This window comes from Sphingopyxis sp. 22461, from assembly GCF_052044915.1.
Taxonomy (GTDB): domain Bacteria; phylum Pseudomonadota; class Alphaproteobacteria; order Sphingomonadales; family Sphingomonadaceae; genus Sphingopyxis.
Genome location: NZ_JBQENY010000001.1, coordinates 170,590 through 195,846, shown reverse-complemented (window position 1 = coordinate 195,846; position 25,257 = coordinate 170,590). Strand labels below are relative to the sequence as shown.

Sequence of the window (25,257 nt, the reverse complement as noted above, 5' to 3'; positions counted from 1 at the left end):
CAAGTGTCGCCCAATTGCCCCGATTCCGGGTTTGTCTTTGCCAATCAAGGGTGAGCGGGATCGATATCGAGCTGCCCGAGGCGCTTGCGGAGCGTGTTACGGTTGATGCCAAGGCGCCGTGCCGCCTCCAATTGGTTACCACGGACGTCACGCAGGACGCGCCGAAAAAGCGCTGCCTCGACGATCGCCTCGAGCTGTTCGTGAATATCGCCTTCGCTTGCCGTATCCGCCATCTGCTCGCGCGCCCAATCGTCGACCGCGCGCGCGATCAGCGCAGCGGGCTCGACCGCGCCGCCGCCCTCGCCGCTTTCGTGCAGCACCGTCTCGACATCGCGGACGGTCACGACGACGTCACGCGACAAGACAGCGAGCCGCTGGACGACATTGCCGAGTTCGCGGACATTGCCCGGCCAGTCGTAGCGCTCGAGCCATTGCATCGCAGCGGGCGCGAACTGGCGATCGGGCAACCCCGAACTGCGCCCCGCCTCGACAAAGTGGCGCACGAGCGCGGCGATGTCGCTGCGTCGGTCGCGCAGCGGTGGCAGCGTCACGGGAATGACGTTGAGACGATAGAAGAGATCCTCGCGGAAGCGGCCATCGGCGACGAGGGTGCGCATGTCGCGGTGCGTCGCGGCGATGACGCGCACATCGGCGCGCAGCGCCTGACTGCCGCCGACGGTCGAATATTCGTTGCTTTGCAGGACGCGCAGCAGGCGCGTCTGCGCCTCGAGCGGCATGTCGCCGATTTCGTCGAGGAAGAGTGTGCCGCCCGCAGCCTGTTCGAAGCGTCCGGCATTGCGGCTGTGCGCGCCGGTAAAGGCACCCTTTTCGTGACCGAACAATTCGGCTTCGATCAGTTCGCGCGGGATTGCGGCCATGTTGATCGCCACGAAAGGTCCGTTGCGACGCAGGCCGGTTGCGTGGATCGCACGCGCCACGACCTCCTTGCCCGTCCCCGATTCACCAAGGATCAGCACCGCCAGGTCGTTCGAGGCGAGCCGCGCGATCGTGCGATAGACCGCCTGCATCGCCGGCGCGCGGCCGACGAGGCCATGGCTGTCAGCCGGCGCCGCGGTGTCCCTTGCCGCGGGTTCCGCCTTTCGCTGCAACGCGGCGCGGACACTCGCGGTCAGTTCGTCGAGATCGAACGGCTTGGGCAGATAATCATAACTCCCGATCCCCGTCGCACGCACCGCGGTGTCGAGCGTATTCTGCGCCGACAGCACGATCACCGGGGTCAGGGCGTCGATGCGCAGTGAATCGATGCCGTCGCCGTCGGGCAGGACGACATCGGTGATGACGAGATCGGGACGGTTGTCGGCGAGCCAGGCATTGCGTTCGGCGATGCTGGCGACCGATGCGAAGCTGCCACATTCGCCGACGAGCGTTTCGCGGATGATCATCGCGATCGCCGGATCATCCTCCACCAGCAGGATCGTCTTCGCCTTGCTCATGCCGGCCGTCCCTTTTGCGCGACGGGCAGATGGACCCGAAAGCGCGTCCATTCGCCATCACGGATATGCTGGACGGTGCCGCCCATATCGCGCGCCAGTTTGGCGACGAGCGCGAGGCCGAGCCCCCTTCCCTCGCGCTTCGTCGTCACGAACGGCGCGAACAGGTCGCCGCGAATGTCGGCGGGAACGCCCGGGCCATTATCGCTGACGCTGACCTCGATTGGCAGCGCGATGCGTCCGCGCCCGTCGCCATTGTCGATCGACAGGCCGTGCCGGTAAGCGGTCGTCAACCGGACGACCCCGTCGTCGCGCCCACCCAGCGCCTCGCAGCCATTGGTCACGAGATTGAGCAATATCTGCACCATGGCGTCGTGGTTCCCATGGACCAGCGGCAATGACGGATCGAAATCCTCCGCAAACCGGATTCCCGGAAACTGGCGTGCGCGAGCGGTTTCCATTGCCTGATGGATCGGCTGGTAGAGGTTGATTGGGCCGCAGGCCATCGGTTGCCCGCGCGAGAAATGTTCCATCTGGTCGATCAGCGTTGCGATCCGGTCGACCTCGGCGCAGATCAGCGTCGTGAAGCGCTCGCCCCCCGCGTCGGTCTTGCGCGCCAGCAACTGCGCGGCGCCCTTGATCCCTGCGAGCGGGTTCTTGATCTCGTGCGCCAGCATCGATGCCGCCGCGCCCGCCGCGCGGCCCGAGCGGCCGATCGCGCCGCCCATCAGCTCGGCGTCGCTTTGCGACGGCACGAGCGCGAGGATGCGGTGACCGCTTTGGCCATAGGGCACCATCTGCATATCGACGAAGAAGGACCGGCGGCCACCCGCCGAAATCTCGGTGCGATGCGCGAAAAGCGCCGACGTCGAAGCGTCACTCATCCGCTGGCGATAGCTGCGATCCATCTCGATGACGTCATAGACAACGCGGCCGACCATCGCCGAGCGGCTGACATTGCAGAGTTGCTCGGCGGCGGCATTGACGAACAGCACCACCCCGCCGCCGTCGATGAGCAGCGTTGGGACGGGATGCGACTGGATCAGCTCGTCATGGTCGAAGCTCGGGATGCTCGACGTGAGCGTGGTCACGCCGCCGCCTTACTCAGGAACGGCGTGTAGAACTGCTCGAGCGCGTCGAGCACGTCGCGGCTGTTCGGAATCTGGTTGACCTTATTGCGGAATTCGGCCGAGCCATGCAGGCTCTTGACGTACCAGCCGAGATGCTTGCGCGCCATATTGACCCCGGTCACTTCGCCATAATGGTCGATCATCGCGCGATAATGCGATGTAATGACATCATATTGCTCATCGATGCCCGGATCGGGCCGCGCGTTTTCGCCGCGCAGCGCCGCCATCACCTGTCCGAGCAGCCAGGGACGGCCATAAGCGCCGCGGCCGATCATCACGCCGTCGGCGCCGCTCTGCGCCAGCGCGGTGCGCGCATCGTCCGCCGAGCAGATGTCGCCATTGACGATAACCGGGATCGACACGGCATCCTTGACGCTGCGGACAAAGCCCCAGTCGGCCTCGCCGCGGTACATCTGGTTGCGCGTGCGGCCGTGGACGGTGACGAGCTTTGCGCCCAGATCCTCGGCGATATGTGCGAGTTCGGGCGCGTTGAGGCTGTCGTGGCACCAGCCCATGCGCATTTTGACCGTCACCGGCACTGACACGGCCTTGACGCAGGATTCGATCAGCGCCGCAGCGAGCTTGAGGTCGCGCATCAGCGCCGAGCCTGCATCGCCGTTGGTCACCTTGCGCACCGGGCAGCCCATGTTGATGTCGATGATCGACGCACCGCGATCTTCGTTGAGCTTTGCCGCTTCGCCCATTTCATAAGGCGTGCAACCGACAAGCTGCATCGACACGGGTTCCTCAACCGGATCCCACGCCGCTTTCTGGATCGACTGGCGCGTTTCGCGGATCGCGGCCTGGCTCGCGATCATTTCGGTGACGTTGAGGCCCGAGCCATAATAGCGGACGAGCTTGCGGAACGGCAGATCGGTGACGCCCGTCATCGGCGCGAGGATCACAGGATCCGCGATGGTGATGTTGCCGATCTGGATGGGCCGCAGCGGCACCATGGCGGGGAGCTTTCGTTTACATTGCCTAAAATTTGAGCAGCCCGTACACGCTAAGCCGCTTTCCCGCAAGGCGCGGCTGCGCTAACCGGCGCGCACGATGATCGAGTCCGCCTTCCTCCCTGCCCCGCCCGTCGCGGTAATCCTGCTTGCCGGGGGCCAGGGAACGCGTGCGGGCTTCAGGCAGCCGAAGCAGCTCGAAGCGCTGGGCGGAAAGCCGGTCCTCCGGTGGAGCCTCGACGCCTTTGCAGCGCATCCCGCAATTTCGGGCGGCGTGCTGGTTGCGAATGATGACGTCGTGGCGGCCATCGGCGACCTTCCGAACACCTGGATCTCCGCCGATCCCGGCGTCGAGCGGCAGCAATCGGTCGGCAATGCGCTCGCGTCGATGGCAGGCTGGGACGACGAGGCGCTTGTTCTGGTCCATGACGCGGCGAGGCCCGGCGTGACCGCGGAGGTGATCGATCGCCTGCTGGCGGCGCTGGGGAACGCCGAAGCGGCGATCCCGACGCTTCCAGTTCCCGATACGCTGGTCGAACAAGCCGCCCATCTCGCCGGTGACGTTGTTGACCGCAGCGCGCTGGCGCGCGTCCAGACGCCGCAGGCGTTCCATCTTGGCACATTGCGCCGCGCGCATGCCGAAGCCGTCGAGGCGGCCGCGACCGATGACGCGCAGCTCGTCCGGCGGCTTGGCCTGCCGGTCGTTGCGGTGCCCGGCGACGCCCGCCTTCATAAACTGACATATGCCGAGGATATGGCGATCCTGAACGGCTTGCTGGGGATCGATCAAATGACGCGCACTGCCGTTGGCATGGGATATGACGTCCATCGCCTGGTGGCGGACAAGCCGCTATGGATCGGGGGAATAGAAATCGCTCATAGTCATGGACTTGAAGGGCATAGCGATGCCGACGTCGCGCTTCACGCGCTGACTGATGCGATCCTCGGTGCGCTCGGCGACGGCGATATCGGCGATCATTTTCCGCCCAGCGACCCGCAATGGCGCGGCGCGGCGTCGCACCGCTTCCTTGGCTTTGCAGCCGAGCGGGCGGCGACGCGCGGCGGGCGCATCGACCATGTCGACGTGACGATCATCGCCGAAGCGCCGAAGATCGGCCCGCACCGCGCCGCGATGCGGGCACGGATTGCCGAAATCCTTGCGATTCCGCTCGAACGGGTTAGTGTCAAAGCAACTACGACAGAGCGGCTGGGCTTCACCGGTCGCCGCGAGGGGATCGCGGCCCAGGCCGTCGCGACCCTGCAACTTCCGGAGAATTGAACCCGTGCTGTCCGATGCTGAAACGCGCCTTGCCGCGCGCGACGACCTTGCCACAACCGTCCTTGCAAACAACCGCGCTGCGGGGCGGAAAGTCGCCGTGGCCGAAAGCTGCACGGGCGGCATGGTCTCGGTCGCGCTGACCGATATCGCCGGGAGCTCGGACGTATTCAGCGCCGGCTTCGTCACCTATTCGGGCCATGCCAAGCAGAGCCAGCTCGACGTCAGCAGCGAGATACTGGAAACCTTTGGCGAAGTCTCGCTCGCGACCGCGTGGGCGATGGCGGCGGGTGCGCTCGCCAACAGCGACGCCGATGTCGCGGTCGCGATCACCGGGATCGCCGGCCCCGGCGGCGGGTCGGAAAAGAAGCCCGTCGGCCTGATCGTGTTCGCGCGCGCGCTCCGCGGGCAGGATCCCGACGATTATTTCACCCAGCGGGTGCAGTTCGAATCGACCGATCGCGCGGCGATCCGCCATGCGGCCACGCTGTTCGCGCTCGACCTGCTTCAACCCCAAAAGGACGAGTTGCGGCCGTCGGAAGATATTGCCCTGCCGGCTTGAGAGCGCAGGAGCGGCGCCTTTGGCTTCGGTCGTTCCGCGTTCGCGCTGCCGGTGAAATCAAATGGCGTTGTTTGATAGATTTCGTTGACCCAGTTCGCGAACAGCAAGTGAGCATGACCGCGCCAGCGGTTTTCCGGGGGGCGTGCAGGATCGTCGGCAGGAAAATAGCTTTTCGGAAGCTGGCCGGGTCCGTCGCGGTGGTACTCGGACGCGAGCGTGCCGGTATCATATTCAAGATGGTTGAACATGTGCAGCATTCCGTTGACGCGATCGTCGACGAAGCCGGCACCCACTTCGTCACTGCCTGCAAGAACATGCAGCTCTTTCGCGCCGGCCAAAGCGGAAGGGCAAACCTCTGTCCAGCGCGAGACGGGTACGTCGAATGTGTCTGAAAAACCCCGAAGATAAGGCGACGTGGGGGCCAGATTTTGATGCCTGAACACGCCGAAGGCTTTGCGCGACAGGTTGCGCTTTGGAACGCCGTGAAAGTGAAAAAGGGCGGCTTGCGCAGCCCAGCAGATCGTGAAGCAGCGATGGACATGCGTCTGTGTCCAATCAAGGATCGACCGCAGTTCGGGCCAATAGCGAACGTCCTCATAAGGTAGCCGTTCGACGGGTGCGCCCGTGATGATGAAACCGTCGAATCGCTCGGCGCTGACGTCGCTCCACGGCCGATAGAAGGCCGCCATGTGATCGGCCGGCGTGTTGCGGGAAACATGATCCGTGATCCGCACTAGCGTCAATTCGATTTGAAGCGGGTTCGCCCCAAGCAGTCGGGCCAGCTGGGTTTCGGTGTCGATCTTGTTCGGCATGAGGTTTAGCAAGCCTATCCGCAGCGGCCTGATGTCTTGGCGCACTGCATCGGCTTCACCCATCACCATGACCCCCTCGGCTTCGAGAGTATGTCGAGCGGGGAGTTGATCGGGTATTGTTATGGGCACGGCGCGTCGCTTCCTCTTTACAGGTTCGACGCTTGGTGGCTTGATCCGCTTTAGTTGCCGGCCCGGCCACATCCTCCTTGCGGAGTGCCACCTTGCCCGGATCGGCAGGTTGGCGTTGGGCGTCGCCCCAACTCTTGATGCTGGGCTCGTCTTACGTCGCCGGAGCTGATTTCGCAAAAAGAAAACGCCGTGGGGGCAAGTCAGGCCACAACCCCGTAAAGTTCGTCGGCGCGGGTTTCGAACGCCGCGATCATCTTGCGCAGCGCCTTGTCAAACATCTGCCCTGCGAGCGCCTCAAACATCCGGCTGCGGAACGAAAAATCGACGAGGAAGTCGACACGGCATCCGCCACCCTCGGCGGGCTGGAAATGCCATTCGTTGTTCAGATGCTTCATCGGGCCGTCGATGTAGCTCACGCAAACCTCGCTCGGCCGCTGTTTGTGGACGCGGCACGAAAAGCTTTCGCGCAGCCCCTTGAAACCGACGATCATGTCGGCGACCGCCTCATGTTCGCTGTCGCTGCGGATGCGCAGCGCGATTACCCAGGGCAGGAACTCGGGATAGCGCGCAATATCAGTGACGAGCGCAAACATCTGCTCGTCGCTGTACGGCAGGACGCGGGTTTCGTGGTGCCGCGGCAAAGGTTCGTCAGTCCGCCTTGACGCGTGCCAGCTGCGCTTCGCGGGCCGCGCGCATGCGTTCGAAATCGTCGCCCGCATGATAGCTCGAACGCGTCAGCGGCGACGAAGCGACCTGCAGGAAGCCCTTCGCGCGCGCAATCTGCGCATAAGCGTCGAACGCCTGCGGCGTCACGAAGTCGATCACCTTGGCATGTTTCGGGGTCGGCTGGAGATACTGGCCCATCGTCATGAAATCGATGTCGGCACTGCGCATGTCGTCCATCACCTGATGCACCTCCATCCGCTCCTCGCCGAGCCCGAGCATCACGCCCGACTTGGTGAAGATCGACGGATCGCGGCGCTTGACGCTTTCGAGCAGGCGCAGCGACGCATAATAGCGCGCGCCCGGGCGGATCGTCGGATAGAGCCGCGGGACGGTTTCGAGATTATGGTTATAGACGTCGGGGCGCGCATCGACGATCGCCGCAACCGCGCTTTCGGGCTTGTTGCGGAAATCGGGCGTCAGGATTTCGATCGTCGTCTGCGGCGTTTCGCGGCGCAGCGCGTTGATCACCTTCACGAACTGGCTCGCGCCGCCGTCGGGCAAATCGTCGCGGTCGACCGAGGTGATGACGATGTGGCTGAGCCCCATCTTCGCCGCGGCGATTGCGGTATGCTCGGGTTCGAGCAGGTCGACGGGGCGCGGCATGCCGGTCTTGACGTTGCAGAAGGCGCAGGCGCGGGTGCAGGTGTCGCCGAGGATCATCACCGTCGCGTGCTTTTTCGTCCAGCATTCGCCGATGTTCGGGCACGCGGCCTCCTCGCACACCGTATGCAGGTTGAGCTCGCGCATCAGCTTGCGCGTTTCGGCATAACCGGGGCTGGTCGGCGCCTTGACGCGAATCCAGTCGGGCTTGCGCTGGCGCTGGCTGGGAGTGGCGGCGGGTGATGCGGGAGCGTTCATTTCGCCCACATAGTCGCGCACGCGCCTCTTCTCAACCTCTCTACCTATGCTAAGGGCGGCACATGACTCACTTTGCAGATATGATCGATGGCTACCGGCGTTTCCGTAACGGCGGCTGGCAGCAACAGCGCGAACGCTGGAACGAACTGGCCGAGGGGCAATCGCCCAAGGTGATGATCATCGCCTGTTCGGACAGCCGATCCGAACCGTCGCAGATTTTCGACACCAATCCCGGCGAAATCTTTGTCGTTCGCAATGTCGCGGCGCTGGTGCCGCCGTTCGAGACAACGCCCGGACGTCACGGCGTCTCGGCGGCGCTCGAATTCGCGGTGCAGTTTCTGAAGGTCGAGGAAATCGTCGTGATGGGTCACGGCATGTGCGGCGGGTGTCACGCCGCACTGCATCGGTCGATGGCAGGCGCCGAACCCGGACGCGGCGGTTTCATCGCCGACTGGATCGCAATGCTCGACGAGGCGAGCGAGGAGATTCGCGCGCAATATCCCGATTTCGACAATCGCGATGCGGGCCGCGCCATGGAGATGGAAGCTGTGCGCGTGAGCATAGCGAATCTCAGGACTTTCCCCTGTATCCAGGAAAAGGAAAATCGCGGCACGCTGAAGCTGCGCGGCGCCTTTTTCGCGATCAGCGACGGCGTACTGCACGTGATGGACGAAACGTCGGGAGAATTTTCTCCCGCCTGACAGGGGAGGTCGGGATGAGCGGCAAAAATGCCATGTGGCTGACGATCATTGCGATCGCGGCTGTTTTCGGAGCTTTCATTGGCCCGCCAGTCTTTGAGGCGATTGGCGACGAGACGATGATGATCGTCGCGCCCATCCTGCTTATCCTGTTCATCGGCGTTATCGTTTGGGCTCTGTCGAGCAACAAGCGCGGCATAAAAGCGGATGGCGGCCTTGTCGCCGATGCCCGGAAGATGGAGCCCCCGACAGGCAAAGCCCGCATCTATGTCTGTCGCCGCGGCTTCGTCGCCGCACTCCAGGGCATGAACGTCACGCTCGACGGCACGGCCAGCGGCCAGATCAAATCGGGCCAGATGCTGATGGCCGACGTCGACCCCGGCAAGCATCATCTCCACGTCGCGACCGCGAAAGCGAGCCTCGCGCGGCCCGCCGAGTTCGAGATCGATCTCGGCGCGGGCGGGGTCGTGGTGATCCACGCGATGATCGAGATGGGTGCGCTCAAGGGCGATGTGAAACTGACCCGACTCGACGTCAAAAGCGCGCGCGACAATGTCCATGCGACCAAGCTGATGCTGTGGGAGGCCGCGCCCGCATGACGGGGCCGCGCGGCGCGCGACGAAGCGACGCAGGGCTGCGGGCAAGCGTGAAACTCCGCCGCAACAATGACGTTGATGACACGTTCTCCAAAAAAGGAGAACTTGATGGCCCTTCGCCAAACCCTGTCGGCTGCGCCGGCGCTTGCTTCGCGTAGACATGCCTTTCCCGGCGAAGATGAAGCCTATACCAAAGCCCGAAAATCACTGCTCGCCGAAGAAATCGACCTGCGCCGAAAGATGACGCGGCTGGCCGAACAGCGCCGTGCGCTGCCGCCCGGGCCACTGATGAAGGATTACCGGTTCAAGGATGCAAACGGCGCCGAGCTCGGGCTGGCCGAACTGTTCGGCGAGCATGACACGCTGGTCGCGTATTTCTGGATGTACGGCCCCGAACGCGAGCGCCCCTGCCCGATGTGCACCAACTGGCTGGGCGCAGTGAACGGCAATGGAAACGACATCAAGCAGCGTATCGCGCTCAAGATCATCGGGCGCAGCCCGGTCGAACGGCAAAAGGCGTTCGCACAGGAGCGCGGCTGGCAGGCGCTCGATTTCGTGCAGACCGTCGGCGACGATTATGCGCGGGATTTCAGGCTGCTCAACGCCGACGGCGGTGAAAACCCGGCGCTCGCGGTGTTCAAACGTAACGGCAGCGGCATCCGGCTGTTCTGGAAGAGCGAAATGACTGCAGCCATGGCCGACCCCGGGCAGGATCCGCGCGACGCACCCGACATCGCGAGTCTGTGGAATATCCTCGATCTCACGCCGTCGGGCCGCGGCACCGACTGGTATCCGTCGCTGGAATATTGAGGCTTAAAGCCACAAAAGCCCCGCATGCGCGTATCGAAACTGTGTCCTTTGTGGCTTTAAGGCGACAAAGGATACGGATGTGCGCGCCGGAAATGTCTCCTTTGTCGCTTTAGGCGGAGGAGCAGAATTTTGACGAATTCAAAGAGCCGAAACCGACGCTGGCATACCGGAACAATGTAGGAAAGCCGTGTTTTGAGCGGTTACCGGTCGCGTTGGAAGCAGACTCCTCCTCCTCCTTTCGTCATCCCGGACTTGATCCGGGATCCATTAGCGCGACGGTAGCTGTGGCCCCCGGATCAAGTCTAACGAGCCACGTGTCTCGTTAGAGGGTGACGATGATAGAGAAGGTCGGCTATCGATCGCCAGCGGAGGCTCGGAATCCCCTCAGGGAATAGCGTAAGTCACATTCGCCTGCCCCACCGGCTTGTCGGCGTCGTCGGTCCAGATACGCACGTCCATCACCGCCAGCCTTTTGCCGAGGCGCAGCATATGCGCGTCGGCAAACAGCGGCCCGGGACGGCAGGGGCGCAGGAACTGGTAGTTGAGCGCGCTCGTCACCGCCATCGCGACCGGGCCAATATGCGCGAGGACGAGCGCATAGGCCGCCATATCGGCGAACCCCATCTGCGTCGGGCCCGAGATCAGCCCGCCGGGGCGGAGCGCCTTGTCGGTCGGGTCCATCCGCGCCTGAATGAAACCCGGCGCGGCAGACACGATGTGACCGCGCGATCCGGGTTCGGAGTGCGGGAAGGCCGCCTTCAGAAATTCGTTGAGCGCGTCCGCATCCATGCGGATCGCGCCCGACGAAATCGGTGACTGCCCCTCCCCGCTCATCCCGGTCAGCGCGTCAGCTTCTTGTACGACGTCGCATGCGGGCGCGTCGCGTCGTCGCCGAGGCGGCGGATCTTGTCCTCTTCATAGGATTCGAAATTGCCTTCGAACCATTCGACATGACTGTCGCCCTCGAACGCGAGGATGTGCGTCGCGAGGCGATCGAGGAAGAAGCGGTCGTGGCTGATGACCACCGCGCAGCCCGCGAAATTCTCTAGCGCTTCTTCGAGCGCCGCGAGCGTTTCGGTGTCGAGATCGTTGGTCGGTTCGTCGAGCAGCAGGACGTTACCGCCCTGTTTGAGCATCTTGGCCATATGGACGCGGTTGCGTTCACCGCCCGACAACTGGCCGACCTTCTTTTGCTGGTCGACGCCCTTGAAGTTGAACGCGCCCACGTAAGCGCGCGTCTGCATCTCGTGCTTGCCGATGTTCATCATTTCGGCGCCGCCCGAGATTTCCTGCCAGACATTATTGTCGGGTTTCAGGTCGTCGCGGCTCTGGTCGACGAAGCCGAGGTGGACGGTGTCGCCGATCGTCACCTTGCCGCTGTCGGGGGTTTCCTGTCCCGTGATCAGCTTGAACAAGGTCGATTTACCCGCGCCGTTGGGGCCGATCACGCCGACGATGCCGCCGGGCGGAAGCGAGAAGGACAGGTTTTCGAAGAGCAGTTTGTCGCCAAAGGCTTTCGAGATATTCTCGACCTCGATCACCTTGCCGCCGAGGCGCTGGGGAACCTGGATGACGATCTGCGCCTTGCCGGGGATGCGCTTTTCCTGCGCCTCGACGAGCTGGTCGAAACTTTTGATACGCGCTTTCGATTTGGCCTGACGCGCTTTCGGCGATTGCCGGATCCACTCGAGCTCGTCCTTGATCGCTTTCTGGCGACCGGCGTCCTCGCGCGATTCCTGCTCGAGGCGCTTGCCCTTCTTTTCGAGGTAGGTCGAATAATTGCCTTCGTAGACAAAATAGCGGCCGCGATCGAGTTCGAGGATCCAGTTCACGACGTTGTCGAGGAAGTAGCGATCGTGAGTGACGAGAATGACATTGCCCGGATAGTCGACGAGATGCTTTTCGAGCCACGCGACGCTTTCGGCATCGAGGTGGTTGGTCGGTTCGTCGAGCAGCAGGATCGAGGGCTTTTCGAGCAGCAGGCGGGTGAGCGCGATGCGGCGTTTTTCGCCGCCCGACAGGCTCTCGACGCTCGAATCGCCCGGCGGGCAGCGGAGCGCTTCCATCGCGATTTCGAGCTGGTTGTCGAGCGTCCAGCCGTCGACCGCGTCGATCTTTTCCTGAAGCGTGCCCATTTCTTCCATCAGCGCGTCGAAATCGGCGCCTTCTGGCGGATCGGCCATCAGCGTGCTGATCTCGTTGAAGCGGTCCATCATGTCGGCGACGCCGCGGACGCCGTCCATGACATTTTCCTTGACCGTCTTGGTCGGATCGAGCTGCGGCTCCTGCGCCAGATAGCCGACGGTGATCCCCTCGCCTGCCCACGCCTCGCCGGTGAACTCCTTGTCGATGCCGGCCATGATCTTCATCAGCGTCGATTTACCGGTGCCGTTCGGGCCGACGATGCCGATCTTGGCATCGGGATAAAATTGCAGGCTCAAATCCTTAAGCGTCGGCTTTTGCGCGCCGGGATAAGTCTTGTTCAGACTTTTCATCACGAAACTATATTGGGCGGCCATGGATATGCTCCGGTATGGGCTGGGCCGCGCGCGCGGCCGGGAGAGTTATGAGTTGCGCGCCGGTTAGCGAATGGGCGCGCGATTGGCAATCGGCGCTTGCGCGCGCGGGGCGCGCCGTTACGAAAGCGGCATGAAAATCAACAGCACCTCCGCCGGCCTTGCCGGGATCGCCGCCCTTCTCCTTTCCTCCGCCGTTTCGGCCCAACCGGCTCAGAGCGCCGCCGAACTGGCGCAGCAAGGCGACGATCCGGCCTGGGCGATCACCGAAGGACTGACGACCGAAATCGGCCCGCGGCAGGCGGCGACCGAGGCCGAGGCGGCGGCCCGGCGCTGGGGCGTCAAGCGGCTCACCGAAATGGGGTTCCAGAATGTGCGCGAAGAACCCTTCATGATGCAGACCTGGGTGCGCGGCGCCGAAGAGGCGTCGCTGACCGGCCCGTTCCAGCCGCAGAAGCTCCACATCACCGCGCTCGGCACCAGCGCCTCGACGGGCCCCAAGGGACTGGAAGGCGATATCGTCTATTTCGCGAGCTATGACGCGCTCGTCGCGGCCCCCGACGATCTGGTGAAAGGCAAGATCGTCTTCATCGATCATCAGATGAAGTCCGCGCAGGACGGCAGCGGCTATGGCCAATATGGCCGCGCTCGCTTCACCGGCGCGAATGTCGCGGCAAAGAAAGGTGCGATCGCAGTCGTGATCCGCTCGATCGGAACCGACAGCCACCGCAATCCCCACACCGGCGGCACCAATTTCGAAGCCGGCGTCAAGCCGATCCCCGCCGGCGCGCTCTCCAATCCCGACGCCGACCAGTTGGTGCGACAGTGGAAACGCGTAGATGCCGGTAAAACGGCTGCGCCGCTACGGATGAAACTGCTCCTGACGCCGCGGAACCTCGGGCAGCAGCGCTCCGGCAATGTCATCGCCGAGGTGCCGGGCAGCGACCCCGCCGCCAGCCCGGTCATCATCGCCTGCCATCTCGACAGCTGGGATCTCGGTACGGGAGCGATCGACGACGCCGCGGGCTGCGGGATTATCACCGCCGCCGCGAAGCATGTCATGACTGCCGGCCAGCCGCGCCGCACGATCCGCATCTTGTGGGCGGGCGCCGAGGAAGTCGGCGTGTTCGGCGGCAAAGCCTATTTCGAAGCGCATGGAAAAGAGAAGCACGCCGTCGCGCTTGAGTCGGACTTTGGTGCCGATCGCGTGTGGCGGGTCGATTTCAAGCTGCCCGACAGCGCCAAGGCGCTTTCGGACCGGATTGCCGCCGCGGTGATGCCGTTCGGCGTCGTCCGCGGGAAGCAGCCGGCGAACGGCGGGGCCGATATCGGCGCGCTCGTGCAGGCCGGGGTTCCGGCGATCGATCTGGCACAGGATGGGACACGCTATTTCGATATCCACCATACGCCCGACGATACGCTCGACAAGATCGACCCCGCGCAATTGCGGCAAAATGTGACAGTTTGGGCCGCGACTCTGGCGATTCTGGCGAACAGCACGAACGACGAGCTTCCCTAGTGTGACGGAGAAATGACAGAATCCCGCCGCCGCCGACCATCTCAATTATTTTTGTTGACGATTCATGCGGAACGGCTAAATCCCGCGGCTCGCGGTACGGGAAGTTTTCCCGGACGCGTTAAGGCATTTTAGGGAGCCCACACATCATGAAGAAGTTTGCTGCTATCGCCGTTGCTGCCAGCATGTTCGCCCTCGCCGCTTGCGGTGAAAAGGCTGCTGAAGAAGCCACCACCGAAGCTCCTGCCGCTGAAGCGGTTGCTGAAGAAGGCGCCGACGCCGCTGCTGCTGGCGCTGAAGCCGCTGCCGCTGGTGCCGACGCTGCTGCTGCTGGTGCAGAAGCTGCTGCTCCGGCCGCTGACGCTGCTGCAACCGCTGCTGCTCCGGCTGACGCCGCTGCTGCTCCGGCCGCTGCTGCTCCGGCTGAAGAAAAGAAGTAAGTCGCAGCCCTTCGGGGCGTTGACTGAAACGAGATTGGGGCGGTCTTCCTTCGGGAAGGCCGCCTTTTTCTTTGCCTGCACGGCGAGATGAAACCCGGTGGGGCGGTCAGGCGTCATTCGGGTTGGAAAGGAAAATCCGATGCCGACGCCCACCCCGCCCTTCGATCTCAAAGGGCTCGATCACATCGTCCTGCGCATATCCGATCTCGACCGGATGCTCGCCTTTTATCGCGAGGTTGTCGGCTGCAGCGACGAACGCGAGCAGGCGGAAATCGGCCTGTTTCAGCTGCGCGCCGGGCAATCGCTGATCGATCTCGTGACGATCGACGGCCGCCTCGGCGCGGCCGGCGGCGCGGCTCCGGGCAGCGAGGGGCGGAATGTCGATCATTTCGCGCTCGCCATCGCTCCGTTCGACGAGGCCGCGATCCGCGCACATCTTGATCGCCACGACGTCGCTATCGAACAATCGGGACCCCGATACGGCGCAGAGGGCGAAGGCCCGTCGATCTATTTCCGCGATCCCGAAGGAAATCTGATCGAACTCAAGGGTTCCGCGACAAGCAGCGTATAGACTTGCGGCCCGGCGCTGTCTAAGGCGCGGGGCAGTAGTCGGGGAGTAGCGCAGCCCGGTAGCGCGCCTGCTTTGGGAGCAGGATGTCGCAGGTTCGAATCCTGTCTCCCCGACCACTATCTTCCCAGACCGTCCATGATCGCTGCCAACGCGCACGACGCGCCTTTACCGGCTGGACAGCCGCCTCCGCCGCCCATAGCCTGATCGCCGGGGGGAATAGGCATGGCATTTTGACCGCGTTGATGTTGGGCATGGCCCCAGAGCCGTCGACGGAGTGGGTCACCAAAATATATAATGGATGGCGGGTAAGCGCTATCCAACCCTCGTCCTGCGCCGCCATCAAGGAGTTTGAGGGCGGCATCGTCATATATGTGGAGTTTGATGAGCGGCGCGACGAAGTGACCTTCGCGCTCAGAGATCCCAGCTTCAAATCCTTGAAAGACGGCGAAACCTACAGCCTCGCGACCGATCTGGAGCTGAAGGACGAACAGACCGCCCATTTCGGGCAGGTCAATTTCCGGGGGCGCGTCGATGGTGATATGGCGGCGATCGTCGCCGCATTTGACGGGAAACAGTTCCTCGGTTTCATCGAGAAGGCGGCGCGCGTGAAGATCAAGCGCGGCGGCATCAACGTCGCCGACGTCGACGTCTCCTATGGACAGGGCTGGCAAATATCAGCGTTAAGAGATTGCGCCGCGCTGATGGCGAAGAAAAATCCGAGCGACCCGTTCGCCGACTGATTGCCGCCCCCGAATTACCCCGCCGACGTCGCGATCAGCCGCGCATAGAAATCGATCATCCGCTTGAAACTGTCGATCGTCATATGTTCGTTGGTGCCGTGGATCATCGCGGTTTCCTTGAGCGTGAAGTGCATTGGCATGAAGCGGTACACATCCTCGGAAATCGGTCCCATGCTGCGGCTGTCGGTCGCGCCGACGACCAGGAATGGGGCGACGATGGCATCGGGCGCATCGGCGCGCGCCGCCGCGACGACATATTTCCAGCCTTGCGAGCTGGTCGACGACACGTGCGACGGCTCGTTCGGCGGTTTCACCCAGCTGAGTTCCACCGGCGCATCGCCGACCGCCGCCTTCGCGCGCGCCATCACGTCGGCCGAGCTGTTCCACGGCGCGATACGATAATTGATCAACGCCGTGGCCGATTGCGGCAGCACATTTTCCTTGGGGCTTCCCTGAAGCATCGTCGGCGCGATCGTCGTGTGGAACGCCGCAGCCGACGAAGGCGAAGCCGAAAGCTGCTTTTTCAGTACCGGGCCGAGCAGCCACTGGTTCGCGACCGCCAGCTTCGTCGTGCCGCCCTTGTGCGCAGCCAGCGCCTCGACCATCGCCGCACCGGGGCCGCGCATTTCGATCGGGAACGGGCTTTCGGTGATCGCGAGCACGGCGCGCGCCAGCGTCGTCACGCCGGTTTCGGCGGGCGGCATCGAACTGTGCCCGCCGGGTGCGTTGGCGGTGACCTTGAGCGTCGCATAGCCCTTTTCGGCGACGCCGATCAGGATGGCGGGCCCGTCGATCACCGGGGTGTCGCGCAGCACGACGCTGCCCTCGTCGAGCGTGTAGAGCGCGCGCACGCCCTCCGCCTTCAACTTGGCTGCGGCCGCGGCAGCGCCCGATCCGCCGGCTTCCTCGTCGTGCCCCGACACGAGGTAGATGCCGCGCTTGGGCTGGAAGCCTTGCGCCGCCAGCGCCTCGATCGCTTCGAACAGCCCGATGAGCGAGCCCTTGTCGTCGACCGTGCCGCGGCCCCACACCGCCTTTTCGGCGATCGTTCCCGCAAAGGGGGGATATTTCCAGTCCTTTTCGGTGCCCTCGGTAACGGGCACGACATCCTGATGCGCCATGACGATGATCGGTGCGAGCGACGCGTCGCTGCCCGGCCAGTGATAGACGAGCGTCCGGTTCGGCAGGATCGTGCGCGCCATGACGCGGTGCGTCGCCGGATAGGTCGCCGCGAGCCAGCTATGCAGCCGGTCCCATTCGGCGACGTCATTCTCGGCCGGGTCTTGGTGCGAGATCGTCTTGATCTGCGCCGCGGCGCTCAGATGCCCGACGGCGGCATCGAGATCATAGGCCGGCACGGCGGCGAGCCGGATGGCGCTGCCGTCGGCGATGTCCTTGGGCGCGAAGGTCGCGGTCCGTACCGCCACCGTCCCAGCAACCACAGCAACGATCGCAAGACCGCCGAGCAAAATCATTCGCCGCTTCCCCATGTCCCTCTCCTTCTGCCCGCGCAATGGAGAGGTATCGGTTTCGATTTGCAAGGGAAAATGGTGGAGGAAATGGTGGGCCCGGCAGGACTCGAACCCGCAACCTAGCCGTTATGAGCGGCCAGCTCTAACCGTTGAGCTACAGGCCCCCTTTTGAAACCCGGTGGGGGTGTGCGGGCGATAGCGGAGGCCGCGCCGCATTGGCAAGCGCCAACGATCAGGATGCCGGCTTTGAAGGAAGCCTTCGTTGGGCCATCGCCAATATTCCCGCGGCGGTAGTCGCCTCAACGCCGCGGCGCGCGAGGTGGTCGAGCACAATGTCCCACCAGCGATAGAAGAGGTCGAGATCCGCAACACTGCGGACGTAAGGCGTATTTCCCGGCTGCAGCGACGGCGAGTGGAACGAGAAGTTGAGCACCGGAAGGCGCGCCGCGATCGCGATATCGATCGCCTTGCACGCGCGTTCGGCGGGGATCCCCTCGGGCGTCAGTGCGATCCGCTCGACAAGCCCCAGACGCGCGAGGGCGGCGCCGGCGTGGGTGCCGTTTCGCGCGACGCGGTGATAGATGCGGCGTCCCGCTCCCCCGAGCAAGCCGCCGAAGACGGTGGTGACCGGCATCTCGAGCACGGCGCCCTGCCCCGTCCGAACCCACCAGGGATGCAGCGGCGCGTCGCGATAGTCGGGGCCGTGCCCGGCGCGATAATCGAACCCGCTGCGCACCGATGTGTCGCAGCGGAAGCCCAGTTCGGCGAGCATCGCGGCGGTGTCGGAGCCGAGGCCGTAACGGCCGGCGCGGTAGACGACCGGCGCGATGCCGAAGCGATCGCGGATCGCATCACGCAGCGCCGTCATCTTCGCGCGCTGCAACGCGGCGGGCAGGCTTCCGGTATAGCTGTTGCGCTCGTTCACATCCTCATCGTGCGGCGGGGTTACCCAGGGATGGAGCTGCGCGCCGATTTCGCAGCGGCCGCCATCCTGCGCCGCACCCAGGATGCCTACCGCGCGGTCGTCGGCGACGATCGGCCAATCGACCAGATAGATGGGGCGAACCGCGGCACGCTCGAAATAGCTCTGGCATTCGGCGAGCGCGGGAACCGACGCGAGACGATAGCCGGTGCGCGCGAAGGGCGCGGCCCAGTCGAAATCCTCTTCGGTGTCGATCGTGACCCAGAATCGGGAGCGCTCACCGGCGTCCAGTTCGATCAGGTCCGATGCGGCCGGATACGCAAAGAAATTGCCCGCAGGCTGCACCATGCTCCCCTTTGCCCCGAAAGGCTGGCCGACAGACCTACTCGCCTTGCTGGGCTTCCAGCTCGACTTCGGCCTTTGAGTTGGCGGAGGGCAGGTGCAAGGTCAAGGCGTTATGCCCGATATCGAGGCGTCCCCCGCTACCGCGCGCGAGGCTGTCGACGAGGCGAAGCGAGAAACCGAGGCTGAGCACCGCGGCGCCGGGCGCTTCGCCTTCGGGGCTGAACCCCGGGTCGAGCAGGTCCGCCGCCGTGGCAAAGCGGATCGTCGCGGGGCGGACGACCCGCAGCTGGAGCATGTCGTCGTGCCGCGATTCGGTCACCAATTGCCCAACCAATATTGCCCCCGGTTCGGATACATCGACCAGCGCCGTCAGCAGGCGGCCAACCATCCGCCGGACATCCGCGTCGCCGGCAAGCCCGAGGAACGGTCCCCCGACGCGCGAGATGCTGAGATCGACGCGCTGGTCGGCGAGGAGCGCGGCAAGTTCGCTTTCGACTTGCGTCACCACCACGCCGATATCGACGACCTCGTCCGACGGGGCGCCGGTGCCCGCCGAGCCGCTGCGCGCCGCGGTCTCCAGATCGTCGATGATCGATTGTACCGACGCGGCATCGGCGACGATCGTTTCGGCCATCCCACGATAGCCGTGACTGACCGGCCCGAACATCTGTCCCGAAATAATCTGCGCAAAACCCGAAATGGCATTCAGCGGGCTGCGAAGCTCGTGGATGAGCTGACGGATCGAATCGCCCGAATCCTCCGACGCCGGCCGCCCAAAGGGCATTTCATTGCGGTGCGGGCGGCGCGCGCTCGCGCGGTAACCGCGGAACTGCCCTGTCGCCGGGTCGAACCAGGGCAGCGCCGAAAACCGCCATTCGCCCGCCTCCGCCGGCGTCCCCTCCAGCAGCATGCGCGCGTTGATGATTTCGGCGCGCTGGCGAAAGGCGCCCGCGGCAACGCCGTCGGTGCCCGGCTCGCCGCCATAGGCGGCCTCAGCGATCGACAGGCCGATCACCGCGCCGCGCGTCACGCCCTCGACCCAGTGGACGACGCCATCGGGGCCGGTTTCGAACAGGAATGCCGCGCGCGGCGCCCGCGATTGGGCGGGCTGAGTGCGCGTCGACTGATATTTGTCGATCCGACGAACGAGTTCGCTGATCTGGCTCGGATGCCCCTCGCTCGCGGGTTCGGGCGTCGCTTCGGCTGTGGGAGCCGGTTCCTCGTGCGCGGCGGCTTCGGGCTGCGGCAGCGCGACCGACGCGCTGCCAAGGCTGGCGAGCGCGCGATAAACACCGTGCGGCAAGTCGGAGCGTCCCGCCAGCACCGACCGTGCCATCGCGCTCGTCGCCGGCAGCAGCGCCAGCCAGTCGGCTTCGGCGAGCCGCGCATCGCGCAGCATGATCGCCGACACCGCCGGCACATCATTGGCATAGAGCGCGACGAGCGGTGCAAAACGGCCATGGCGCGCGACGGCGCGCGCGCAGTCGCGCCGTACCGATTCGGGCACACGCGGCCTGAGTACGGCAAGCGCGTGCAGGCTGCGGCGAATATCGTCATCGGACAGTTGATTGCCGCGCTGCGCCAGAATATCGGTAAGTTGTCGCCAGGCAGTGATACTCGCACGGCGATCCGCAGGCGCCTGGCGCAAGATGGTCGCAATCATCGAGTCAGCAGTCACGCGAAATCAGCCCCACAGCCTTGGTCGTTGGTTAGCATATGCTTACCGGCTAGCGTGAATCATCCGGTCATGAAAGTGCCTTAACCGTCCACGTCGCATTGTGGGACAATTGCAATCGCCTGAAATAATATTATGGTCACCGCAGTTTTGGAAAGCGGATGTTTCAATGATGGCTAGTCAGAAATTCGATCAGATTGATTTGCAGATACTGGGCGAGCTGCAAAAAAACGGGCGGATGACGAATGTCGAACTGGCACAAATGGTGGGGCTGACGGCTCCGCCATGTCTCCGACGTGTCCGGGCGCTCGAGGAATCGGGGGTCATCCGGTCCTATCACGCCGACCTCGACGCATCGAAGCTCGGCTATGGAATCACCGTCTTTGCGATGGTCAGCCTGCGCAGCCAGGCCGAATCCGACCTGAAAGCGTTCGAGGACTATGTCGGCGGGCTCGCCGAGGTGCGCGAATGCTATATGCTGAACGGCGAGATCGACTTTTTGCTGAAGGTCGTCGCGCGCGACCTGCAGAGCTTCCAGTCGTTCCTGACCGCGCACCTGACGTCGGCGCCCAACGTCACCAGCGTCAAAACCTCGCTGACGATTCGCACCGCGAAACAGCTGGCGGGAATTCCCGTCGAACCCTGAGATTGCAGGTCGGCCATAAGAAAAGGGCGCCATCCTGACCGGACGGCGCCCTTTTTCTTTTGTGCGGAGCGCGCGATCAGTTCGTCGCGGGAGCCGCCGGGGTAGCCGCCGCAGCGGGAGCCGCCGCGGGCGCATCCAGCTTGACCACCCAAAGGTCGGCCAACCGCTTGCGGGGGCCGGCCACCTGGCCGAAGCTGGCCTTGGCGGCCGCCTTGTCGCCCGAAAGTGCCTGGGCAACGCCGAGGCGATACGTCCACATGTCCTTGTCCGCTGCGCCCTTTGCCGCCGCCTGATAGAGCGGAATCGCATCGGCATAATGACCATAGCCGACCAGCGCGTCGGCGGTGGCACCCGCCGTCTTGGGGTTGGTCAGCGTCGAAGGCTGCTTGGAATAGGCCACGATGGTCGATGCCTCGTTGCCGGCGCGCGCCTTCTGGTCATCGCGCCGGGCCGCCAGCTTCGCGTCGGTGCCCGGGAAAACCTTCTTCTGCTCGCCTTCCTGGATAACGGCGACGGCTTCGCCCGGCAGGCCGTCGCTGGCCGCAAGCGCGCTATACTCGTCATATTCGAGGCGTTCGGTCATCGCGCCCGCCGCGCGCATCAGGCGCATGACGTCGAGCGTAACGGATTCCTGTTCCTTCGGCGTCCCGGCAGCCGGCCCGGCCTGCAGCACCGAAAACAAGGTCTGACGCCAGACTTGCGGCTGACTATAATCGCGCAGGCGCAAGGTCATCAGGCCTAGCATCTCGTCGTTGCGCTTTGCCGCCTGCAAAGCCTTGATCGGCCGGACATACAGTTCGTCCGACGGACGCTGACCCGCGGCGCGGCTTGCCTCGATCGCGGCCTTGGCGATCGTGATGCCCTGATCGACCTGACCCGAGCTGAGGTAGCTGTCCATCAACAGAATGGGCACATTGGCTTCGGTCGAACCAGCGGCTCGCGCGGCTTCGAGCCGCTTGATCGCCTTCGGATAGTCCTTCGCCGCATAAGCGAAATTGCCCGAGAAGAAGCTGTAGACCGCGAGATTTTCCGGCGGGGTCAGACCCGAATCGAGCATCGCATCGAGCGCCTGTCCCTGAACCGCCTGGTCCTTGTTCAGGATGCCGAGCTGGAGCTGGTAGAAGCCGAGGAGATATTTATCGTCGGGCGCGGTGGCGGTCCCCTGCCCTTCGGTCAGCGCCGCCTGCAACGCCGCGGCGTCCTTTGCGGTGGTCGCGTCGGTCATTTTCTTGAGCGCGGGGCCGAACCCCTTGCTTGCCGACAGGCCCTTGCCCTTCGCCTCTTCTTCCTTCTTCGGCTTCTCTTTCTTCTGAGCGGTAGCCGGGGTCGCAGTCGCCATCAGCGCGCAGCCCAGCACGGCGGCCATCGCCGTTGCGGGCATCGAGCGGAAACGGTTAAACATCGAAATCTCTCCTTTTACTCGGCCGCCTTCGCCCAGGCATGCGCTTTGGCGCACACAGGTTCGGCCGCGCGTCGTAAACGCGGCTAAACCCGTCGCGTTGCCAAGGCAAGACAGGCGGTATCGATATTTCAATGGAGAAAAGCGGCTGAACCGAAATTGAACCCGGTCTGCCGGTCCGGGCCGCACAGCGTCAGGGCGGGCGGTCAGGCGATCGCGTCGATTGCCAGGTTGATCCGGCGCAGCACGGCGGGGTCACCCGGCGCGCCCTCGATCGCCGCTTCGGCGAGTTGGATCAGCGGGATGATGCCAAAGGTCGCGGCGAGCCCTTTCAGGCGGGTTGCCGCCATTTCCCAGTTCGCATCGCAGCGCGATCGGCGCATCAGGTCGGACAGGTCGCGCGCGCTGCCGGTGAAGGCGGTGCGCAGATCCATCGCCATCGCCGGATCGTCGCCGAACGCCGCGCTGAGATATCGGTCGAGGGGGCCGCTGTCGAAAGACATTCCACAGGATTGGCAGCTTGTAGTTAAGTTTCCGTTTCATGGCGGCCATTTGATGCTAAGATGGCAGGATGACGGGGGAAAAGAAAATCGTTGGATTGTGGCGGAATTCCGCGACAAACCAGGAAGCGGACAGCGCGGAACCGGCAGAAGTGGCGGCGCCCGAACCCGCGCTCGCGCCCGAAACCGAGGCGCCCACCGAACGGAATTGGCTCGACATGTCCTCGCTCGATGACGCCGGGGATATCGACGAAGCGCCACGCGCTGCGCCGGCCTGGCGCGAACGCGGTGCCCCGGCACTGCTTATCCTTCTGGCGGTCGGCTGGACGGGGTTCGCGCTTTTCGTCGCAACAGGCGGCTTTGCACGCAGCCCGGCCCTCTCCGTCTGGCCCACACTGGTCGCTACGATCGCGATGCCGCTGACGTTGCTTGCGGTGCTGTGGATGGCCTTGCTCCGATCGGGCCGGTCCGAACAGGCGCGTTTCGCCCGGGTCGCGGCCGCGCTTCGCGAAGAGAATATGGCGCTGAACCAGTCGATGCATTCGCTCGGCTTGCATCTGGCCGATGCGCAGAAGCAGCTCGGCGAGCAGGCGAAGATCGTCCAGCAGCTCGGCCTCGACACCGTATTGCGGCTGGGTGAAAGCAGCGACAAGCTCGCCAGCAACGCCTCGGTTATCGCCAATGCGCACGACCAGCTCGCGCGCTCGGGCGATGTCGCGCTGCAGCGGATGGATGGGCTGCTCGCCGGCCTGCCCCGGATCGACGACGTCGCGCAGCGGCTCGCGGTCAATTTCCGCGAAGCCGGTCTCGTCGCGCACCAGCAGGGCGCCAATCTCGAAGCCCGGCTCGCGGCGCTTGGCGAGGAAGCGGCCAAGGCGGCGCAGACCGGAACCGAAACGACTGCGACCATGCTCGAGGCGATCGTCGCGCTGCAGGAACAGACGAAGGAAACCGAAGCGGAACTGCTCGCCGCGTCGGCGCAGGTTGCCAACGAACAAGGCGCCGTGCTTGCGCAAATGACAAAGGTAGCGGCCACCGCACGCGATGACATGACCTCGACCGTCGCCGCGATGACGGGCCAGATGGATCAAAGCTGGCGGCAGTTCCGCGAAGGCGTCGACGACGCCGGCGCGCTGATGGATGCGAAACTCGGCCTCGCTCGCGATGCCGGAAATGCGATGGGCGCGCAGCTCGCGGCGCACGCCGACGCCAGCGACGCGCTCGCCTCGCGCATCACCGCGCATGTCGCCGAAGTCGGCAAGCAGCTCGAAATTCTTGATGTCAGCGTCAGCGCCAGCACGGGGGTCATCGGCCGCTCGATCGACGATACCAAAGCGCAGCTCGGCGCCTTCATGCAGGAAGTGCAGAGCGGCAACGCCTCGGCGCATCAGCTTATCACCCATGCCGAATCGCTGCTCCTCGCGCTCGATGCCGTGACGCGCGAACTCGACGAAACGCTGCCGCACGCACTCGACCGTATCACCTCGCACGGCAAGACGACGCAGACGGCGCTGTCGCAGCTCCGCCCGATCCTCGATGCGTCGGAACTCGTCGCGCAATCGACGGCGTCGCACGTCAACGCCGTCCAGGCGACGCTGAAGGCGAACGAGGAACAGATGGCGGGTCATGCGACCAGCCAGCAGGCGCTTGTCGACCGCATCAACGGCTCGCTCGCCGACGCCGAGACGGCGCTCGCCAAGCTGCGCGAAGGTGCCGACGAATTCGCAGAACAGGGCGGCGCGCGCATGATCGCGACGCTGGGCGAAGTTCGCGCCACCGCCGATTCGGCGGCCGACGAAGCGCGACTGACGCTCGAGAAACTGGTGACGAGCGCGCGCGAGACGATGCAGGCGACCGCGACCGATGCGATCGACGCCGCGTTCAAGAACGAGATCATGGCGCAACTCAGCGCGATCGAGGAAGCCTCGGCGCGCGCCGTCGCCGCCGCCAACGGCGCCGCCGACCGCTTGATGCGCCAGCTGATCACGATCATGGACACCAGCGCGAGCGTCGAACAGCGCGTGAGCGAAGCCGAACAGGCGATCGCCGCGTCAGACCGCGACTCGCTCGCGAAACAGGTCGGCTTGCTGACCGAATCGCTGAAATCGACCGCGATCGACGTCACCAAGATATTGTCGAGCGAAGTCAGCGACATCGCATGGGATGCGTATCTGAAGGGCGACCGCGGCGTGTTCGCGCGGCGTGCGGTCAAGCTGATCGACAATAGCGAGGCCAAGGAAATCCTGCGCATCTATCAGGCCGACGATGGCTTCCACGCCGCAGTGAACCAGTTCATCCACGATTTCGAAGCGATGCTGCGCGTGCTCATCGGCGCGCGCGACGGGTCGGCGATCAGCGTGACCCTGCTCTCGTCGGATATCGGCAAGCTCTATGTCGCGCTCGCGCAGGCGATCGACCGCCTGCGGAACTGAGCGGCGCTGGAATAAACGGATCGGCGTAGCGGCTTTCGTCCGGACGCGGACATTCTGAAGTTGCGCGAATGCGTTGACGACG

At 64.3% G+C, this 25,257-nt stretch carries 24 protein-coding genes, 2 tRNA genes and 1 riboswitch; of the genes, 12 read left to right on the top strand and 14 right to left on the bottom strand.

Annotation, left to right across the window (positions count from 1 at the left end; translation table 11 throughout):
- Nucleotides 1–44 precede the first annotated feature (44 nt).
- The 3 genes from ACTJI5_RS00990 to dusB are packed head-to-tail and all read right to left on the bottom strand — an operon-like array spanning nucleotide 45 to nucleotide 3,537.
- Nucleotides 45–1,454, bottom strand: a complete 1,410-nt coding sequence (locus ACTJI5_RS00990; RefSeq protein WP_440859085.1) for a sigma 54-interacting transcriptional regulator — start codon at nucleotides 1,452–1,454, stop codon at nucleotides 45–47.
- Complete coding sequence (locus ACTJI5_RS00985) at nucleotides 1,451–2,542, bottom strand: two-component system sensor histidine kinase NtrB (protein ID WP_439512528.1); 1,092 nt, start codon at nucleotides 2,540–2,542, stop codon at nucleotides 1,451–1,453. Before ACTJI5_RS00985 ends, ACTJI5_RS00990 begins: the two co-directional genes overlap by 4 nt.
- Nucleotides 2,539–3,537: a tRNA dihydrouridine synthase DusB gene (gene dusB / locus ACTJI5_RS00980; protein ID WP_058537942.1), complete on the bottom strand. Its 999-nt coding sequence runs from the start codon at nucleotides 3,535–3,537 to the stop codon at nucleotides 2,539–2,541. The genes ACTJI5_RS00985 and dusB overlap by 4 nt, the downstream gene beginning before the upstream one ends.
- Before the next feature lie 97 nt (nucleotides 3,538–3,634).
- Between dusB and ACTJI5_RS00975 the strand changes: the two genes are divergently transcribed.
- Nucleotides 3,635–4,813 (top strand): bifunctional 2-C-methyl-D-erythritol 4-phosphate cytidylyltransferase/2-C-methyl-D-erythritol 2,4-cyclodiphosphate synthase, encoded by a 1,179-nt coding sequence (locus ACTJI5_RS00975; protein WP_440859084.1) that lies wholly within the window; start codon nucleotides 3,635–3,637, stop codon nucleotides 4,811–4,813.
- Between the two features lie 4 nt (nucleotides 4,814–4,817).
- Entirely contained in the window at nucleotides 4,818–5,372 is a 555-nt protein-coding gene (locus ACTJI5_RS00970) for a CinA family protein (protein WP_440859083.1), read from the top strand.
- Here the strand turns inward: ACTJI5_RS00970 and ACTJI5_RS00965 are convergent.
- The 3 genes from ACTJI5_RS00965 to lipA form a co-directional block, all read right to left on the bottom strand.
- Nucleotides 5,318–6,313 (bottom strand): homoserine O-succinyltransferase, encoded by a 996-nt coding sequence (locus ACTJI5_RS00965; RefSeq protein WP_440859082.1) that lies wholly within the window; start codon nucleotides 6,311–6,313, stop codon nucleotides 5,318–5,320. The genes ACTJI5_RS00970 and ACTJI5_RS00965 overlap by 55 nt on opposite strands.
- A gap of 40 nt (nucleotides 6,314–6,353) precedes the next feature.
- Nucleotides 6,354–6,459: riboswitch (SAM-I-IV-variant riboswitch) on the bottom strand.
- Between the two features lie 54 nt (nucleotides 6,460–6,513).
- Nucleotides 6,514–6,954 carry a type II toxin-antitoxin system RatA family toxin gene (locus ACTJI5_RS00960; RefSeq protein WP_058801005.1) on the bottom strand — a complete coding sequence of 147 codons (441 nt, stop codon included), beginning with the start codon at nucleotides 6,952–6,954 and terminating at the stop codon, nucleotides 6,514–6,516.
- Nucleotides 6,955–6,961: 7 nt separating this feature from the next.
- A complete protein-coding gene (gene lipA / locus ACTJI5_RS00955; RefSeq protein ID WP_058538212.1) occupies nucleotides 6,962–7,897 on the bottom strand; it encodes a lipoyl synthase in 936 nt (311 codons plus the stop codon).
- A 62-nt stretch (nucleotides 7,898–7,959) separates the two neighbouring features.
- Between lipA and ACTJI5_RS00950 the strand changes: the two genes are divergently transcribed.
- The 3 genes from ACTJI5_RS00950 (at nucleotide 7,960) to ACTJI5_RS00940 (ending at nucleotide 10,001) form a co-directional block, all read left to right on the top strand.
- Nucleotides 7,960–8,598 carry a carbonic anhydrase gene (locus ACTJI5_RS00950; RefSeq protein WP_058537945.1) on the top strand — a complete coding sequence of 213 codons (639 nt, stop codon included), beginning with the start codon at nucleotides 7,960–7,962 and terminating at the stop codon, nucleotides 8,596–8,598.
- 14 nt (nucleotides 8,599–8,612) lie between these two features.
- Nucleotides 8,613–9,194: a hypothetical protein gene (locus ACTJI5_RS00945; protein WP_440859081.1), complete on the top strand. Its 582-nt coding sequence runs from the start codon at nucleotides 8,613–8,615 to the stop codon at nucleotides 9,192–9,194.
- A 105-nt stretch (nucleotides 9,195–9,299) separates the two neighbouring features.
- On the top strand, nucleotides 9,300–10,001 hold the full coding sequence (locus tag ACTJI5_RS00940) for a DUF899 family protein (RefSeq protein ID WP_058537947.1): 702 nt from the start codon (nucleotides 9,300–9,302) through the stop codon (nucleotides 9,999–10,001).
- A gap of 384 nt (nucleotides 10,002–10,385) precedes the next feature.
- On the opposite strand, the gene ACTJI5_RS00935 is transcribed toward ACTJI5_RS00940, so the two are convergent.
- Together ACTJI5_RS00935 and ettA are read right to left on the bottom strand one after the other, a co-directional pair.
- Nucleotides 10,386–10,835: a PaaI family thioesterase gene (locus tag ACTJI5_RS00935; protein WP_440859080.1), complete on the bottom strand. Its 450-nt coding sequence runs from the start codon at nucleotides 10,833–10,835 to the stop codon at nucleotides 10,386–10,388.
- 5 nt (nucleotides 10,836–10,840) lie between these two features.
- Nucleotides 10,841–12,520, bottom strand: coding sequence for an energy-dependent translational throttle protein EttA (gene ettA / locus ACTJI5_RS00930; RefSeq protein WP_440859079.1), 1,680 nt, complete (start codon nucleotides 12,518–12,520; stop codon nucleotides 10,841–10,843).
- Nucleotides 12,521–12,650: 130 nt separating this feature from the next.
- Here ettA and ACTJI5_RS00925 point away from each other — a divergent pair, with 130 nt between their 5' ends.
- From ACTJI5_RS00925 to ACTJI5_RS00905, 5 genes are all read left to right on the top strand, one after another.
- The gene (locus tag ACTJI5_RS00925; RefSeq protein WP_440859078.1) at nucleotides 12,651–14,036 is read left to right on the top strand and encodes a M20/M25/M40 family metallo-hydrolase; all 1,386 of its coding nucleotides are present in this window, start codon (nucleotides 12,651–12,653) and stop codon (nucleotides 14,034–14,036) included.
- Nucleotides 14,037–14,240: 204 nt separating this feature from the next.
- Nucleotides 14,241–14,564 (top strand): hypothetical protein, encoded by a 324-nt coding sequence (locus ACTJI5_RS00920; protein WP_156419659.1) that lies wholly within the window; start codon nucleotides 14,241–14,243, stop codon nucleotides 14,562–14,564.
- 48 nt (nucleotides 14,565–14,612) lie between these two features.
- Nucleotides 14,613–15,044 carry a VOC family protein gene (locus ACTJI5_RS00915; protein WP_440859077.1) on the top strand — a complete coding sequence of 144 codons (432 nt, stop codon included), beginning with the start codon at nucleotides 14,613–14,615 and terminating at the stop codon, nucleotides 15,042–15,044.
- 39 nt (nucleotides 15,045–15,083) lie between these two features.
- A tRNA-Pro gene (locus ACTJI5_RS00910) sits at nucleotides 15,084–15,160 on the top strand.
- A gap of 114 nt (nucleotides 15,161–15,274) precedes the next feature.
- A complete protein-coding gene (locus tag ACTJI5_RS00905; protein ID WP_440859076.1) occupies nucleotides 15,275–15,784 on the top strand; it encodes a hypothetical protein in 510 nt (169 codons plus the stop codon).
- Between the two features lie 14 nt (nucleotides 15,785–15,798).
- Here the strand turns inward: ACTJI5_RS00905 and ACTJI5_RS00900 are convergent, their stop codons facing one another.
- The 4 genes from ACTJI5_RS00900 to ACTJI5_RS00885 form a co-directional block, all read right to left on the bottom strand.
- On the bottom strand, nucleotides 15,799–17,274 hold the full coding sequence (locus ACTJI5_RS00900) for a M20 family peptidase (protein ID WP_440859075.1): 1,476 nt from the start codon (nucleotides 17,272–17,274) through the stop codon (nucleotides 15,799–15,801).
- A 70-nt stretch (nucleotides 17,275–17,344) separates the two neighbouring features.
- Nucleotides 17,345–17,420: transfer RNA gene (locus ACTJI5_RS00895), tRNA-Ile, on the bottom strand.
- Between the two features lie 68 nt (nucleotides 17,421–17,488).
- Complete coding sequence (locus ACTJI5_RS00890) at nucleotides 17,489–18,526, bottom strand: polysaccharide deacetylase family protein (protein WP_440859074.1); 1,038 nt, start codon at nucleotides 18,524–18,526, stop codon at nucleotides 17,489–17,491.
- Between the two features lie 34 nt (nucleotides 18,527–18,560).
- On the bottom strand, nucleotides 18,561–20,201 hold the full coding sequence (locus tag ACTJI5_RS00885) for a histidine kinase dimerization/phospho-acceptor domain-containing protein (protein WP_231732650.1): 1,641 nt from the start codon (nucleotides 20,199–20,201) through the stop codon (nucleotides 18,561–18,563).
- A gap of 169 nt (nucleotides 20,202–20,370) precedes the next feature.
- Between ACTJI5_RS00885 and ACTJI5_RS00880 the strand changes: the two genes are divergently transcribed.
- Nucleotides 20,371–20,844: an Lrp/AsnC family transcriptional regulator gene (locus ACTJI5_RS00880; protein WP_037510868.1), complete on the top strand. Its 474-nt coding sequence runs from the start codon at nucleotides 20,371–20,373 to the stop codon at nucleotides 20,842–20,844.
- Between the two features lie 76 nt (nucleotides 20,845–20,920).
- On the opposite strand, the gene ACTJI5_RS00875 is transcribed toward ACTJI5_RS00880, so the two are convergent.
- Together ACTJI5_RS00875 and ACTJI5_RS00870 are read right to left on the bottom strand one after the other, a co-directional pair.
- On the bottom strand, nucleotides 20,921–22,246 hold the full coding sequence (locus tag ACTJI5_RS00875) for a hypothetical protein (protein ID WP_058537955.1): 1,326 nt from the start codon (nucleotides 22,244–22,246) through the stop codon (nucleotides 20,921–20,923).
- 203 nt (nucleotides 22,247–22,449) lie between these two features.
- Nucleotides 22,450–22,746, bottom strand: a complete 297-nt coding sequence (locus ACTJI5_RS00870) for a hypothetical protein (RefSeq protein WP_058537956.1) — start codon at nucleotides 22,744–22,746, stop codon at nucleotides 22,450–22,452.
- Between the two features lie 149 nt (nucleotides 22,747–22,895).
- On the opposite strand from ACTJI5_RS00870, the gene ACTJI5_RS00865 reads away from it, so the two are divergent.
- Nucleotides 22,896–25,175 (top strand): hypothetical protein, encoded by a 2,280-nt coding sequence (locus tag ACTJI5_RS00865; RefSeq protein ID WP_440859073.1) that lies wholly within the window; start codon nucleotides 22,896–22,898, stop codon nucleotides 25,173–25,175.
- Nucleotides 25,176–25,257: the final 82 nt, after the last annotated feature.